This is a genomic window from Variovorax sp. P1_H12_2 (assembly GCF_056405335.1).
Map to the genome: position 1 here is coordinate 1 of NZ_JBFUCI010000149.1, position 13,698 is coordinate 13,698.

At 69.1% G+C, this 13,698-nt stretch carries 13 protein-coding genes and 1 pseudogene; 8 read left to right on the forward strand and 6 right to left on the reverse strand.

Annotated features, from left to right (window positions below; all coding sequences use genetic code 11):
* Both AC1D2K_RS16440 and AC1D2K_RS16445 read right to left on the reverse strand, forming a co-directional pair.
* Positions 1-186: pseudogene (locus AC1D2K_RS16440) on the reverse strand (MBL fold metallo-hydrolase); the annotation flags it as partial.
* Positions 187-202: 16 nt separating this feature from the next.
* Positions 203-790, reverse strand: coding sequence for a LuxR C-terminal-related transcriptional regulator (locus AC1D2K_RS16445; protein WP_478089901.1), 588 nt, complete (start codon positions 788-790; stop codon positions 203-205).
* A 72-nt stretch (positions 791-862) separates the two neighbouring features.
* Between AC1D2K_RS16445 and AC1D2K_RS16450 the strand changes: the two genes are divergently transcribed.
* From AC1D2K_RS16450 to AC1D2K_RS16465, 4 genes are all read left to right on the forward strand, one after another.
* Positions 863-1,672 carry a CoA transferase subunit A gene (locus AC1D2K_RS16450; protein ID WP_478089902.1) on the forward strand — a complete coding sequence of 270 codons (810 nt, stop codon included), beginning with the start codon at positions 863-865 and terminating at the stop codon, positions 1,670-1,672.
* A gap of 1 nt (position 1,673) precedes the next feature.
* Entirely contained in the window at positions 1,674-2,312 is a 639-nt protein-coding gene (locus tag AC1D2K_RS16455; RefSeq protein ID WP_478089903.1) for a 3-oxoacid CoA-transferase subunit B, read from the forward strand.
* A 76-nt stretch (positions 2,313-2,388) separates the two neighbouring features.
* Positions 2,389-3,777, forward strand: a complete 1,389-nt coding sequence (locus tag AC1D2K_RS16460; protein WP_478089904.1) for a CoA transferase — start codon at positions 2,389-2,391, stop codon at positions 3,775-3,777.
* Between the two features lie 81 nt (positions 3,778-3,858).
* The gene (locus AC1D2K_RS16465) at positions 3,859-4,572 is read left to right on the forward strand and encodes a YebC/PmpR family DNA-binding transcriptional regulator (protein WP_478089905.1); all 714 of its coding nucleotides are present in this window, start codon (positions 3,859-3,861) and stop codon (positions 4,570-4,572) included.
* Between the two features lie 2 nt (positions 4,573-4,574).
* Here AC1D2K_RS16465 and AC1D2K_RS16470 read toward each other — a convergent pair whose 3' ends face one another.
* Positions 4,575-6,128, reverse strand: a complete 1,554-nt coding sequence (locus AC1D2K_RS16470) for a sulfatase-like hydrolase/transferase (protein ID WP_478089906.1) — start codon at positions 6,126-6,128, stop codon at positions 4,575-4,577.
* A gap of 305 nt (positions 6,129-6,433) precedes the next feature.
* Complete coding sequence (locus tag AC1D2K_RS16475) at positions 6,434-7,372, reverse strand: LysR substrate-binding domain-containing protein (RefSeq protein ID WP_478089912.1); 939 nt, start codon at positions 7,370-7,372, stop codon at positions 6,434-6,436.
* Between the two features lie 127 nt (positions 7,373-7,499).
* On the opposite strand from AC1D2K_RS16475, the gene AC1D2K_RS16480 reads away from it, so the two are divergent.
* From AC1D2K_RS16480 to AC1D2K_RS16490, 3 genes are read left to right on the forward strand one after another with little or no spacing between them, the layout of a single operon-like run.
* Positions 7,500-8,381, forward strand: a complete 882-nt coding sequence (locus tag AC1D2K_RS16480; protein WP_478089913.1) for an SDR family oxidoreductase — start codon at positions 7,500-7,502, stop codon at positions 8,379-8,381.
* Between the two features lie 2 nt (positions 8,382-8,383).
* Positions 8,384-9,883: an AMP-binding protein gene (locus AC1D2K_RS16485; RefSeq protein WP_478089907.1), complete on the forward strand. Its 1,500-nt coding sequence runs from the start codon at positions 8,384-8,386 to the stop codon at positions 9,881-9,883.
* A gap of 39 nt (positions 9,884-9,922) precedes the next feature.
* Positions 9,923-10,900 (forward strand): Bug family tripartite tricarboxylate transporter substrate binding protein, encoded by a 978-nt coding sequence (locus AC1D2K_RS16490; protein ID WP_478089908.1) that lies wholly within the window; start codon positions 9,923-9,925, stop codon positions 10,898-10,900.
* Between the two features lie 61 nt (positions 10,901-10,961).
* Here AC1D2K_RS16490 and AC1D2K_RS16495 read toward each other — a convergent pair whose 3' ends face one another.
* Both AC1D2K_RS16495 and AC1D2K_RS16500 read right to left on the reverse strand, forming a co-directional pair.
* The gene (locus tag AC1D2K_RS16495) at positions 10,962-11,774 is read right to left on the reverse strand and encodes a class I SAM-dependent methyltransferase (protein ID WP_478089909.1); all 813 of its coding nucleotides are present in this window, start codon (positions 11,772-11,774) and stop codon (positions 10,962-10,964) included.
* A gap of 155 nt (positions 11,775-11,929) precedes the next feature.
* Positions 11,930-12,712, reverse strand: a complete 783-nt coding sequence (locus AC1D2K_RS16500) for a DUF2189 domain-containing protein (protein WP_478089910.1) — start codon at positions 12,710-12,712, stop codon at positions 11,930-11,932.
* A gap of 481 nt (positions 12,713-13,193) precedes the next feature.
* On the opposite strand from AC1D2K_RS16500, the gene AC1D2K_RS16505 reads away from it, so the two are divergent.
* Positions 13,194-13,698: DUF1254 domain-containing protein (locus AC1D2K_RS16505; protein ID WP_478089911.1), on the forward strand; the 505-nt coding region annotated here is incomplete at its 3' end.

The following is a 13,698-nucleotide window of genomic DNA, read 5'->3' on the forward strand; positions in this document are numbered from 1 at the left end:
CAGCCAGGCCAGCTCGGGCGCGACCCTCGGCGTCGGGGCCAGCGGCGGCGGCGGCAGCTGCTGGCGCGCGGCCTCGCGGCGCCAGCGCAACAGCTCGGACAGGCTCTTGGGCTGGAAGTCGAGGTAGTTGTTCTGGAAGCCGCGCGGGCGGTGATGGGGCTTGCCGGGGTCGTGGTAAGGGTTCATCGGGTGCGTATGGACTCTATCCGGCGATCAGTTTCTGCACCAGTTCGGCCGTGGTCGCCGCCGCGTACTTGCGCATCAGGCGGGCGCGGTGGATCTCGACCGTGCGGTGGCTGATGGCCAGCGCGCGGCCGATTTCCTTCGAGGTCAGCCCCTTCATCACCTGGGCCGCGACCTCGCGCTCGCGCGGCGTCAGGTCGGCCTTGGCCGCCCGGCGCGAACCCAGGTCCTCGAACACCCAGATGCCGGCCTCGTGCGGCGCCTCGCGGTTGAGCGCCTGGCCGCTCACGTGGCACCAGAAGGTCTCGCCTGCAAAAGCGCCGTGCAGGTCGCCCAGCCTTTTCATCATCCGGTTGTCGGCGTAGCGGCCGCTGGCGTTCAGGATCGGCTCCATGCGCTTGCCGATGCGCTCGAATTCGGCGACGCTCGGGTACAGGACGCGAAACGACTGGCCGACCAGCGCGCCGCGCGTGGCACCGAACATCTCGCACAGGCGCGTGTTGCAGTCGACGATGATGCGATGCCGCGACAGCACCATGCCCACCGGCGCCTGCTCGAAGGCAAGCCGGTAGTCGATGGCGGCGAGGGGCGCGTCGGGGGTGTCCATTACGAAATACTACGTATGCCAGTACGTAGTATCGTCTCTGCTCGGATTTCAACCATCACCCAGCGAGGAACCATGGCGAACAAGATCTATCCTTCCGCCGACGCGGCGCTCAAGGGCGTCGTGGCCGACGGCCAGACCCTCGCCGTCGGCGGCTTCGGCCTCTGCGGCATTCCCGAGGCGCTGATCGACGCGCTGCACGATTCGGGCGTCAAGAACCTGACCTGCATCTCGAACAACGCCGGCGTCGACGGCTTCGGTCTCGGCAGGCTGCTCGGCACGCGCCAGATCAAGAAGATGGTCGCGAGCTACGTGGGCGAGAACAAGGAGTTCGAGCGCCAGTACCTGGCGGGCGAACTCGAACTCGAATTCACGCCCCAGGGCACGTTGGCGGAAAAGCTGCGCGCCGGCGGGGCCGGCATCCCGGCCTTCTTCACCAAGACCGGCGTCGGCACCCAGGTCGCCGAGGGCAAGGAGCTGCGCGAGTTCGACGGCGAGACCTACGTGATGGAGCGCTCGCTGGTGCCCGACGTGGCGCTGGTCAAGGCCGACGTGGCCGACAAGTCCGGCAACCTGCGTTTCCGGCTGACGGCCCGCAACTTCAATCCGGCCGCTGCGATGGCCGGCAAGATCTGCATCGTCGAAGTCGAGAAGATCGTCGAGGTCGGCGAACTCGCGCCCGACGACATCCACCTGCCGGGCATCTACGTGCACCGCATCGTGCTCAACGCCACGCCCGAGAAGCGGATCGAGAAGCGCACCGTGAGCGCCGAGGCGCCGGTCGACGCGGTCGCCGCCAAGGTCCAGGCGCAGGCCGCGATCGCGCAGGCCGCCGTGGGCAGCGAAGTGCCCACGCCCGTCAAGAACACCACCAAAGGAGCCTGAGATGCCCTGGACCCAGGACCAGATGGCCGCACGCGCGGCGCAAGAACTCGAAGACGGCTTCTACGTCAATCTCGGCATCGGCATTCCGACCTTGGTCGCCAACTTCGTCGGCGACAAGGAAGTCTGGCTGCAGAGCGAGAACGGCATGCTGGGCATCGGCCCGTTCCCGACCGAGGACCAGGTCGACGCCGACCTGATCAACGCCGGCAAGCAGACCGTGACGACCCTGCCGGGCTCGGCCATCTTCGGCAGCCACGACAGCTTCGCGATGATCCGCGGCGGCAAGATCAACCTGTCGATCCTCGGCGCCATGCAGGTCAGCAGCAAGGGCGATCTCGCCAACTGGATGATCCCGGGCAAGATGGTCAAGGGCATGGGCGGCGCGATGGACCTGGTGGCCGGCGTCAAGCGCGTGATCATCCTGATGGAGCACGTCGCGAAAAAGAAGGACGGCACCGAGGACCTCAAGATCCTCGAGCACTGCACGCTGCCGCTCACCGGCGTGGGCGTGGTCGACCGCATCATCACCGACCTGGCCGTGATGGACGTGGTGCCCGCAGGCCTCAAGGTCATCGAGCTGGCGCCCGGCGTGAGCTTCGAGACGCTGCAGTCCAAGACCGGCGCCAAGCTGATCCGGTGACGGCACGCGCGACGTAGCGCACCAAGGGCAGGGCCGTGCGAACGTGCCCTGCCTTTTTCATTTGGGAGTGCATGACATGGATGCGACTGAAGCATTGAAGGCCCTCTGGCAGGCTGCGGGGCTGCCGCCCGAGGCCTTGGCATTCGCACAGCTCGCCGGGGCCGACCCGGTGCTGCCGTCGTCCTTCGCGGTCGGTGCGGCGGCGCAGAGCACCATCGCCGCCGCCGCGCTGGCCGCCTGCGAGCTGGGCCATGCGCGGGGCGCGCCGCGCCAGCAGGTCGGCGTCGACATGCGGCATGCGGCGCTCGAGTGCACCGGCTGGTTCAGCATCGACGGCCGGGTGCCGGACCTGTGGGATCCGTTTTCGGGCCTTTACCGCGCGGCGGACGGATGGGTGAGGATCCACGCCAATTTCGCCCACCACCGGGAAGGTGCGCTGCGGCTGCTGGGGCTGGACCCGAAGCTCGCGCAGCGCACCGATGCCGAGGCCGCGATGCGGGCCTGGAAGTCGCGCGACTTCGAGGATGCGGCCGCCGCCCACGGCCTGGTCGCCACGGCGCTGCGGCGTTTCGACGAATGGGATGCGACGCCCCAGGGCAGGGCGCTGCAGGCGCAACCCCTGTTGACGATCGAGCGGATCGGCGATGCGCCGCCGATCGCGCTGCCGCCTCTGCCCGATGGCGCGCGGCCGCTGTCCGGTGTGCGCGTGCTCGACCTCACGCGCATCCTCGCCGGCCCCGTGGGCGGGAAGGCGCTCGCAGCCTATGGGGCGGACGTGATGCTGGTCAATTCGCCGCACCTGCCCAACATCGAGGCGATCGCCGACACCAGCCGCGGCAAGCTGTCGGCGCAGATCGACCTGCGGACCGAGTCCGGGCGAGAAGCGCTGGCCGGGCTGATTGCGCAAGCGCACGTGTTCGTCCAGGGCTACCGGCCCGGCGGCATCGCGGCGCTGGGCTTCGGTCCCGCCCAGGCGGCCCGCATGCGACCGGGCATCGTCCACGTCTCGCTGTCGGCCTATGGAACGATCGGCCCCTGGGCCCAGCGCCGCGGCTTCGATTCGCTGGTGCAGACCGCGATGGGCTTCAACCGGGCCGAGGGCGAAGCGGCCGGCGACGGCAAGCCCAGGCCGCTGCCGATGCAGATCCTCGACGAGGCGACCGGCTACCTGATCGCGATGGGCGCGGCGGCCGCGCTGTGGCGCCAGCGGCGCGAGGGCGGCAGCTGGCAGGTGCAGGTCTCGCTGGCGCAGACCGGGCAATGGCTGCGCGGGCTGGGCCGGGTGGAGGCCGGACTGAAGATCGCGCCGCCCGACCGGACGCCGTACCTCGAGACCTCGGCCTCGGGTTTCGGCGCGCTGTGCGCCCTGCGGCACAGCGCGCAGTTGTCGCGGACGCCGGCAGGGTGGACGCGGCCCTCGGTGCCGCCGGGGAGCGATCCGCCGCAGTGGCCGGCGCAGGTCTAGCGGACGCATCCAGCCGCGCGCCTGGGCGTGCGGCAGAATTCCGTACCGGCGGTAACGCCGAAACTTGAAGGAACATCAGATATGGGCGCGCAATGGAAAGCCAAGCACAAGGACCTGGCGGCCAACGCCAAGGGCAGGCTGTTCGGCAAGCTGGCCAAGGAAATCATGATCGCCGCGCGCAGCGGCGCCGACCCGGCGTCGAACGCGCGCCTGCGGCTGGTGGTCGAGCAGGCCCGCAAGGTCTCGATGCCCAAGGACACCCTGGAACGGGCCATCAAGAAAGGCGCCGGCCTCACGGGCGAGGCGGTGCATTTCGAGCACGTGATCTATGAGGGCTTCGCGCCGCACCGGGTGCCCGTGATGGTCGAATGCCTGACCGACAACGTGAACCGCACCGCCCCGGAGATGCGGGTGCTGTTCCGCAAGGGGCAACTGGGCGCCTCCGGCTCGGTGGCCTGGGACTTCGACCATCTGGGCATGATCGAAGGTGAGGCGACGGTGGCCGGTGCCGATCCCGAACTGGCCGCCATCGAGGCGGGCGCCCAGGACTTCGAACGCGGCGAGGAAGCCGGCACGGCGACCTTCCTGACCGACCCCGCCGATCTCGACCTGGTGAGCCGCGCACTGCCGGCCCAGGGTTTCCAGGTCGTGTCCGCGAAGCTGGGATACAAGCCCAAGAACCCGATCGATCCTGCGAGCCTGAGCGCAGCACAACTGGAGGAAGTCGAGGCCTTCCTGGCGGCCATCGATGCGAACGACGACGTGCAGAACGTGTATGCGGGCCTGGCGGGCTAGTTCTATCGCGTGAACGAGGGCACCGTCACCGGAAGTGCGGGAGCCCGCCAGACGTAGTCGTCGCGCAGGATGTTCCGGCTCGGTTCGTTGCCGGTCCAGCGGATGTCGAGCAGGTCCGCGAGCACCCAGCCGGTCCAGTCCGAGCGGAAGGGCTGTGCGGCGATGCCCGGTCGCGGGTGCGGGGGCTGCCGATTGCGCCAGATGATCGTCGGGATGCGATAGCCCGACGCGGTCGACGGGCTGTGGCCGGCACGGTCGCTCCCATGGCCGACTTCCTGGCCGTGGTCGGACACGTACATCCACGCCCGGTATTCCGCCTTGTCCTCAACGGCCCGTGTCATCTGAAGCAGTTCGGACACCACGAAGTCGTGATACAGCAGGGCGGCGTCGTACTCCTGCCGGAAGCGGCGTACCCAGGCAGAGCGGCCATCCTTCGCCAGCTTCGTTTCGACGGCGTCGACGTCGTCATCGAAGGGATTGGCGCCGCTCGGAAACCTCAGGCGATAGTGAGGATGGGCGCCCATGAGGTGCACCACGATCAGCTTGCGCGAGGCCGAATCCTGCAGGGCCTCCTGGACGCAATCCAGGATTTCTCCGTCGAGCGAGGCGCTGGCCCTTCCGGGCGTGCGGTTGACCATGTCCACCACGTCGGCGAGCCGCGCATGGGTCTGCTCGATCGCGACATCGTCGTGGTTGCTGATCCACCAGGTCTTGTAGCCGGCGGCCCGTGCCAGCGCCAGGACGTGGGGCGGGCTCTCGGCCTCGGGCCGGCCGAAGCTGAACAGGTTCCTGAGGGCGGGCAACGTGCTCGCGTCGACCGACCAGGCGTTGCCCAGCACCAGCATCTCGTCGTTCAACTGCGCCTTGTGGTCCAGCAGGCGCGGGGTCGTCGCCCGGCCGTACCCGTAGAGCGCCATGTTGTCCCGGTTGATGCTGTCGGTGATGACCAGCATGACCGTCGCGGGGCCGTCCCGCACCACGACCGGTGCCGCGGCCTTGGCGCGGCCGAGTGCGAGCTCGCGCATCTGTTGCTGGTCGACCCAGCCCGCGCGCAGGGCCTGGACGGACTGCGTCCATTTCGGCCAGAACATGAACGGATGCAATCTGCGCCACGGCTTGCTCGCGTAGGCCAGGGTGGCGGCCGCGACCAGCACCCAGACCAGGGGCGTCTGCCAGCGCGTCCGCGACGGCCGCCGGGCACCCCGGCGCACGCACGCGCCGAGCACGAGGCCGGCGGCCGCGAGCAGCGCCGAGCCGATCGCCATCGCACGCCAGTGCATCGACAGGTACTCGCCGCTCTCGCGTGCGGTGGTGTTGGCCACGGCGCCGAGGACCATCGCGCCGTCGGGCGCGGCCTGGTAGGCGTCGAGCAGATAGGCGCGGGCGACGCCGTCCAGCGCGAACGCCATCATCCAGAGCCACGCGACGGCGGCGCGCAGCCGGTGCGCCCACGTGCTCTGCACGGGCCACACAAGCCACACCGCCACCGGCAGCGCAAGAACCATGAGCTGGCCGACGCGCCGGCCGTCGTGGCCGAGGGCGACCAGCGGCAGCAAGGTCGCGAGCAGGAGCCCGCAAGGCAACCACGCGTGACCCTGCCACCCGCGTGCGGGTCGAGCTCTGAGTGGTTCGGACGGCGTGTTCATGGGGGCCGGGGCGCGGCGATGGACCGCGCGGATTCTGCCCGCGCCGAAGGCACAAGGCCGTCGAGTGGCCTGATTTCTGTGGGGTCTTCGGAAGTCGGCGGGCCGGGCTTGTCCGGCCCGCGCAGGAAGTCCCGGGCTTCTCGCTGCGAATCAGGCTTGGGCCTGGATCAGCCGGGGCGCAGACATGCAGTTGCACCTGTTGAACAACGGGCCCGTCACCGCTGCGCGCCAGATGGCGGCGTCGCCGCCGGCGCGCCGCCGTCGTCCATCGACGCCAGCACTTCGCGCAGGTAGTCCATCACCGCCGCTGCCGCGTGCGACGGATGGCGGTCGGGCATGCTCAGGATGTAGAGCGCATTGCCCAGCCCTTCGGGCTCCCACTGCGGCAGCACCGGCACGGCGCGTCCGGCGCGCACGTCGTCCGTCATCGCGTAGCGCGGCAGCAGGCCGATGCCCGTGCCCGCCAGCACCGCGCTGCGCAGATAGGGGAAGTGCTCGGTCTGCAGGTTCAGCTTCAGCCGCAGTTCGCGCCGCTGCGTACCGCGGTGCATCGGCATCATGAAGTGCCTTTCCGGCCCCGGCACGTAAAGCACGACGCAGGCGGCCAGGTCTTCCGGCTCGGCGATGGCCGCGCGTGCGGCGAGATACGAAGGCGCCGCATAGAGCCCCCAGCGGATCGCGCAGATGCGCCGCGCCACCTGGTCCAGCGGCGGCTCGGACGTGATGCGCAGTGCGATGTCGATCTCGGCGCCGATCAGGTCGAACACCCGGTTCGAAAACAGCACCCGCAGCGACACCTCCGGGTGCGCGCGCTGGAATTCCAGCAGGCTGGGCCCCACGAAAAACTCGCCAAGCCCGGTCGGGATGCTGATGCGCACATGTCCGCGCACCGACTGCCCCAAGCGGTCAATGGCGGCACGCGCCGACTCCACCTCGGCCAGCATGCGCAGCCCGTGCTCGTACAGCGTGTGTCCCTGCTCGGTGGGCGCCAGTCGGCGCGTCGTGCGGCGCAGCAGCGTCGCGCCGACCTGCCGCTCCAGGCTCTTGAGTTCCTTGCTGATCTGCGAGCGCGTGACGTCGCGCCGGCGGGCGGCCTCGCTCAGGTTGCCGGCGTCCACGATGTCCACCAGTGTGCGGATCAGGTTCAGGTCCAAGTCCATCGGATTGTCAACGCCAGTGATACAGAGTGAGTCGTTGTTGGGGAATTGTACGAATCGAGGTGAACGATAAAGATCGAGGCCACCAGATTCCCCGAAAGACCCCATGGAGACGACAGACAACATATTCAAGGATGGCCTGTTCGCCGGCCAGCGCGTGCTCGTCACGGGCGGCGGCACCGGCCTCGGCTTCGCAATGGCCGAGCAACTGGCCGCGCTGGGCGCCGAACTGCATCTGTGCGGCCGTCGCGCGAGCGTGCTCGACGAGGCCGCGCAGGGGTTGCGCACGCGCTTCGGCATCACCGTCGGCACGCACGTGCTCGACATCCGCTCGCCGCAGGCGGTCGACGACATGATGGAAACCATCTGGACCCGCCACGGCCCGCTCGACAGCCTGGTCAACAACGCCGCCGGCAACTTCATCAGCCGCACCGAAGACCTGTCGCCCAACGGCTTCCACGCCATTTCCGACATCGTCTTCCGCGGCACCTTCTATGCCACGCAGGCCGCGGGCAAGCGCTGGATTGCCGCCGGCCGAGGTGGCAGCGTGCTGTCGATCGTGGTGACCTGGGTCGCCACCGGCGCGCCCTTCGTGGTGCCCTCGGCCATGTCGAAGGCCGGCATCGACGCCATGACCAAGTCGCTGGCGGTGGAGTGGGGCCCCAAGGGCATCCGGCTCAACGCCATTGCGCCCGGCGTGATCCCGACCGCCGGCGCCTCGGGCCGCCTGCGCCCGGTCGACAGCCAGGAGAACGCCATGGCCAGGCAGAACCCCACGCGCCGCCTCGGCGAAGGCAGCGACATCGGCCGGCTGGCCGCCTTCCTGCTGGCGCCGCAGAACAGCTGGATCAACGGCCAGACCATCACCCTCGACGGCGCCGACGCGCTCGCCAACGGCGCCTATTTCACCCAGTACCAGGAATGGGGCGACGCCGACTGGCTGGCCGCGCGCGAGAAGATCCAGGCCCTGAACGCGTCCGACAAGGCGCAGCGCGGCGCCGCATGATGATGCCCGTGACATCCGAGTTCCATTTCGAAGGCCGCGTGCTCGATGCCGACGCGCAGCTGGCGCGCGGCGCGCGCCTGGCCGGCGGCCTGCTGCGCCTGGGCCTGCGCGAAGGCGACGTGCTGGCCGTGCTGCTGCGCAACGACGAGACGCAGTGCGACGTGGTGCACGCCTGCCGCCAGGCCGGCATCTACTTCTGCCCGATCAACTGGCACTTCACGCCCGACGAGGTTGGCATGCTGCTGCGCGACAGCGGCGCGCGCGCTCTGCTGGCCCACGGCGACCTGCTCGACGCGGTGGCGCGCGCGGTGCCCGAGGGCATGGCGCTGCTGGCCGTCGGCGAGGCGCGCACGCCCGGTGCCCGGCCCTACGAAAGCTGGCTTGCCGCGCAGGCGCCATACGACGGCCCGGCGGTCTCGCCGCGCGGCCACATGGCCTACACCTCGGGCACCACGGGGCGGCCCAAGGGCGTGGTGCGCCATCCGATCCCGGTCGCCGAGCTCGAGATGCGCCAGGCGCGCATCCGCGAGGTGGTCGAACAGACCCTCGGCCTGCGCGCCGGCTGCCGCGCGCTGCTGCCTGCGCCGCTGTACCACAGCGCCCCGAGCCTGTTTCTTCAGAACGCGCTGCTGCTGGCCGAGCGCGTGGTGCTGATGGCCCGCTTCGACGCCGAGGCACTGCTCGCCGCCATCGAGCGCCACCGCATCGACACCGTCTACCTCGTGCCCATCATGTACGTGCGGCTGCTGCGCCTGCCGCCCGAGGTGCGCGCGCGCTACGACCTGTCGTCGCTGCGCTTCGTGGCCTCGACCGGCGCGCCCTGCGCGCCCGACGTGAAGCGCGCCATGATCGAGTGGTTCGGCCCGGTGATCCACGAGACCTACGCCTCGAGCGAGGCCGGCATGATCACCTCCATCAGCGCTCCCGAGGCGCTGGCGCGCCCGGGCAGCGCGGGCCGCCCGGTGCTCGACGCGCAGGTGCGCATCCTCGACGAGCAGGGCGCGGCGCTGCCTGCGGGCGAGATCGGCCTCATCTACGTGCGCCAGCCCGCGTACCCCGACTTCAGCTACCGCCACAACGACGCCGCACGAAAGGCCATCGAGCGCGACGGCCTGATCAGCCTCGGCGACATGGGCTACCTGGACGCCGACGGCTACCTCTACGTTTGCGATCGTGCGTCGGACATGGTGATCTCCGGCGGCGTGAACATCTACCCGGCCGAGATCGAGCACCGGCTGCTTGCGTTTCYCGGCGTGGCCGACTGCGCGGTGTTCGGCGTGCCCGACGCCGAGTATGGCGAGCGGCTGCATGCCGTGGTCGAGGCCGTGCCTGGCACCGAGCTGCAGCCCGCGGCGTTGCGTGAATGGCTGCAAGCCGGTCTGTCGTCGTTCAAGGTGCCGCGCAGCATCGACATGGCGCCGCTGCCGCGTGACGACAACGGAAAGATCGCCAAGCGCCGGTTGCGCGACCGGCACTGGCAGGGCCAGACGCGCCGCGTCTAGACCCCTCCCGACACCTCAAGAAGAAAGACTGGAAGAGACATGAAGAAGATTCTCCTGCGCGGCATCGCGCTCTCGCTGACCCTGCTCGCGGGCCTGGCCGCTTCGGCACGCGCCGATTTCCCCGACCGCGCTCTGAAGCTCGTCGTGCCCTACACCCCGGGCGGCTCGGCCGACATCGTCGGGCGCGCGCTCGCCACCGGGTTGGCCAAGGAAATCGGCCAGGCCGTGGTGGTCGACAACAAGCCCGGCGCCAACACCATGGTGGCGGCCAGCGCCGTGGCGCGCGCGCCGGCCGACGGCTACACGCTGCTGCTGGCCAGCAGCGCCAGCATGGTGCTCAACCCGCAGCTCTACAAGAAGATGAGCTACGTGCCGCAGAAGGACTACCGCGTGCTGGCCGTGGCGGTGGAAGCGCCGCTCGTGGTGGTCACCAACGACAGCGCGCCGGCGCGTACGCTCAAGGAGTTCCAGGCCTATGCCAAGGCCAACCCCGGGCGCCTCAACTACGGCTCGGTCGGGCTGGGCAACCCGCTGCAGCTCGCCAGCGAGATGCTCAAGAGCGAGCTGCAGATCGATCTGGTGCATGTGCCCTACAACGGCTCCGCGCCTGCGCTGGCCGCGCTGCTGGGCAACGACACGCAGTTGATGATCGACGTGGTCAGCACCTCGCTGCCGCACATCCGCGCCGGCAAGCTGCGCGCGCTGGCGGTCACGGCCGGCGAGCGGGTGAAGTCCTTGCCCGAGGTCCCCACCGTGGCCGAGGCCGGCTTCCCCGGCTTCCATGCCGCCACCTGGTTCGGTGTGGCCGTGCCGGCGGCCACGCCTGCCGGGGTGTCGGCTTCACTGCAGTCGGCCATCCACAAGGTGATGCAGGGCGCCCAGTTCCGCAGCCTGGTCGAGGCGCAGTCGCTGCTGGTGCAGTCGCCGCGCACCGACGCCGAGCTCAACCAGTACATCGAGCGCGACCGCAGCAGCTGGGGCAAGGTGATCCGCGAGCGCAACATCACGCTCGAGTGATGGCGTGTGGTCGAAGGGGCTGCGGATGCCCAGCCCCGGCGCGGGGGAATTTCGGCCTCCGCTATCCCGCCGCCACGATCACATGCGCCTGAATCTTGCCGGCCACCGGGCCTTCGCCACGGCGGGTGGCGATCGCCTGCGTCGCGCGGTCCGTAGCGAGTTGAAGCAGGCCGGCATCGCGGGCCTCGATTTCGTTGCGCAGCGGCGTTCCCTGGCAATAGGCAGTGGCGACGTCGCGTGCCGAGGGCGCGCGACTCAGCTTCTCGCGCGTCTCGACCTCGATGTCGGCGAAGCCTGCGCGGCGCAATTCCTCGCGGATCAGTGCGATGTCGTGATAGCCGTGCGGCGTGCGGGCGAGGAATCGCGGAGGGTCGTGCGGAAACACCGCGGCGACGGCGTGGGTGACGTCGTCGGCAAAGGCGTTCTCTTCGATGCGGTCCCAGACATTGAAGACAAAGCGCCCGCCTGGCCTCAGCACGCGACGCGCCTCGGCGTAGCCGGCGACCCGGTTGGGGAAGAACATCGCGCCGAACTGGCAGCAAACGACGTCGAACGAGGCATCTTCGAACGGCAGGTCGAGCGCGTCCGCCTGCCGCCATTCGATTCGGCTGTCGGACCCTTGCCGGCTGGCGGCATAGTCGAGCATGGGCTGGTTGAGGTCGGTCACCACGTAGCTCGCGGCGGCGCCGAGTTTGGGCGCCAGCGCCCGCGTGACCACGCCGCTGCCGGCCGCCGTTTCAAGCACCGAGCCGGGCGAGGAGGCAGCGACAAGCTCCGCCAGGTCGGCGGCATAGGCCTCGAAGATCAGGGGGACCATCAGCGTGTCGTAGAACTTCGGGATCGAGCCCGCGAACACCTTGTCGCTCTCAGCCATGAGACCCCCTTGAAAGTTCTGAACGGCGCCCTTGCCCCCCCCTCATTCCAGAGCTGGCCAGGCTTCTCCAACCGAGCCGCCGCCTGGTTGGGCTTTGGCGAGGTTTCGCTATGGTGGCCGCGCATGCGACCCTCGTCAACGGTGCCCGCGCAGGATCACCCGTCCACCATCTCGCGATAGGCGTGCCAGCTCCCGTGTGCCAGCCACGGGAAGATGACGATGAGCCCGAGCATGAACGTCGCAAATCCGAGGGCCGTCAGCATTGCGATCAACGCAGCCCACAGCAGCATGGCCACGGGATTGCGGGCGCAGCAGTGCAGGCTGGTCAGGGCGGCGGTGATCACGTCCACGGGGCGATCCACCAACAGCGGCACGCTGATGACGCCGAGCGCGAAGACAAGCGCTGCCACCGCGGCGCCAACCGCGAAGAAGGCAACCACAAGACCGACCGGCTGGCCTGACAGCAGCAGCGCCGCGGGCAGGTGCGCCGCGTGCCGCACTTGCTCGGTGAAGAACAATGCGAAGACGATCGCTGCCAGGCGCTCCCAGGCGAAGTACGCCAGCGTGAGCACCAATCCGAACAGCGCAATCGAGCCGGCGTTGCCGCGCCACGCGAGAAGAGCCAATGCGGAGTCCGGCGCGGCGGACTGCTCCCGCTGGCGCGACAGTGCGTACAGGGGCATCGCGACGAAGGGTGCCACCAGCAAAAAGCCGCCGAGCAGAGTTGGCGCAAGGTAGGTGGCCTCCCAGGTCGCGGTTGTCAGGGCCAGGCCTGCAAACGCAACCAGCACACCGATGCCGAGGCTCAAGCCTGGCAGGAACGCCAGATCGCGTGCGCCCAAGCGCAGCCAGGCGAAGGGCCGCATCGCGCCAACCCGGCGCACGGCGGGCGCCTCCATTGACGGCGGGAGAGATTGACTGTCGAGCGGGTGTTCCATGGCGCACACTCCTTTCGTGAAGCCCGCGCTGGAGCCAGGCGGCGTCAGCGCTACTGCCAGCATAGTCAGTCCGCGCGCGCATCGCCAGTACCTGAATCACCCGAGCTCACACCGGTGATCAGCCAGATCCATCGCGCAGAGGGCCTCCGGCCCGGAGGACGATCCTGCTCGCCGCCGACCCCGACGTGCACACGCACCATGCCTTCGGACTGTTCGAGTCACAGGTGCTTCCCGACGACGCTGATCCGAACGATGTGCATTGGCCGGCCGAAAGTCGCGGAGCCCGCAGCCGGACTGCGCGTCAAGTGGCAGATAAGCGCCTGGCGTGCCTCAACGGACCGAACCGGCAGGCGATACCCAGGTTCAAGGGGCATCGACACTGCCCTTTAGGGCAGTTGTCAACCCATCGAGGCTGCTGTCATCATCGCGCGGGCCGCTGCAACGGTGCACGGATCACGATCTTCAAGACAGAAGGGCAAACATGAAAGCGGACTTTCCTTCACTCGCGAGGTGGGCAGCGATTGCCACTGCCGCGGTGGCTTTGATTGCGGGCTGCGCCAGCAAGAACGACCCCGTGGCCCAGGCCGCGAGAGCGGACGCTGCCAAGGGCATCGCCGCGCCCAGCATCGCCGAGACCAAGACCATCGCGGAGGAGGCCTTCATCTACGGGCTGCCGCTGGTCATGAACTATGCCGTGATGTATGAATATGCCGTGGACAAGGGCGGCCCGCAATTCAAGGCGCCGTTCAACCAGATCAAGAACGAGGCTCGCGTCTACACCTACCAAGACACGGCCATCATCACGCCCAACAGCGATACCCCGTACTCGTTTGTCTGGCTGGACTTGCGCGCGGAGCCGATGGTGGTCTCGGTGCCGGCAGTGGACAAGCGGCGCTACTACTCGGTGCAGTTGATCGACGGCAACACCTACAACTACGGCTACATCGGCAGCCGTGCCACGGGCAGCGAGCCGGGCCACTACATGG

Bases quoted from the DNA above. Each gene is read 5' to 3' on its own strand.
- AC1D2K_RS16490 (WP_478089908.1), top strand. From the start codon at position 9,923: ATGAAGAAGATTCTCCTGCGCGGCATCGCGCTCTCGCTGACCCTGCTC.
- AC1D2K_RS16445 (WP_478089901.1), bottom strand. From the start codon at position 790: ATGGACACCCCCGACGCGCCCCTCGCCGCCATCGACTACCGGCTTGCC.
- AC1D2K_RS16460 (WP_478089904.1), top strand. From the start codon at position 2,389: ATGGATGCGACTGAAGCATTGAAGGCCCTCTGGCAGGCTGCGGGGCTG.
- AC1D2K_RS16500 (WP_478089910.1), bottom strand. From the start codon at position 12,712: ATGGAACACCCGCTCGACAGTCAATCTCTCCCGCCGTCAATGGAGGCG.
- AC1D2K_RS16495 (WP_478089909.1), bottom strand. From the start codon at position 11,774: ATGGCTGAGAGCGACAAGGTGTTCGCGGGCTCGATCCCGAAGTTCTAC.
- AC1D2K_RS16465 (WP_478089905.1), top strand. From the start codon at position 3,859: ATGGGCGCGCAATGGAAAGCCAAGCACAAGGACCTGGCGGCCAACGCC.
- AC1D2K_RS16455 (WP_478089903.1), top strand. From the start codon at position 1,674: ATGCCCTGGACCCAGGACCAGATGGCCGCACGCGCGGCGCAAGAACTC.
- AC1D2K_RS16450 (WP_478089902.1), top strand. From the start codon at position 863: ATGGCGAACAAGATCTATCCTTCCGCCGACGCGGCGCTCAAGGGCGTC.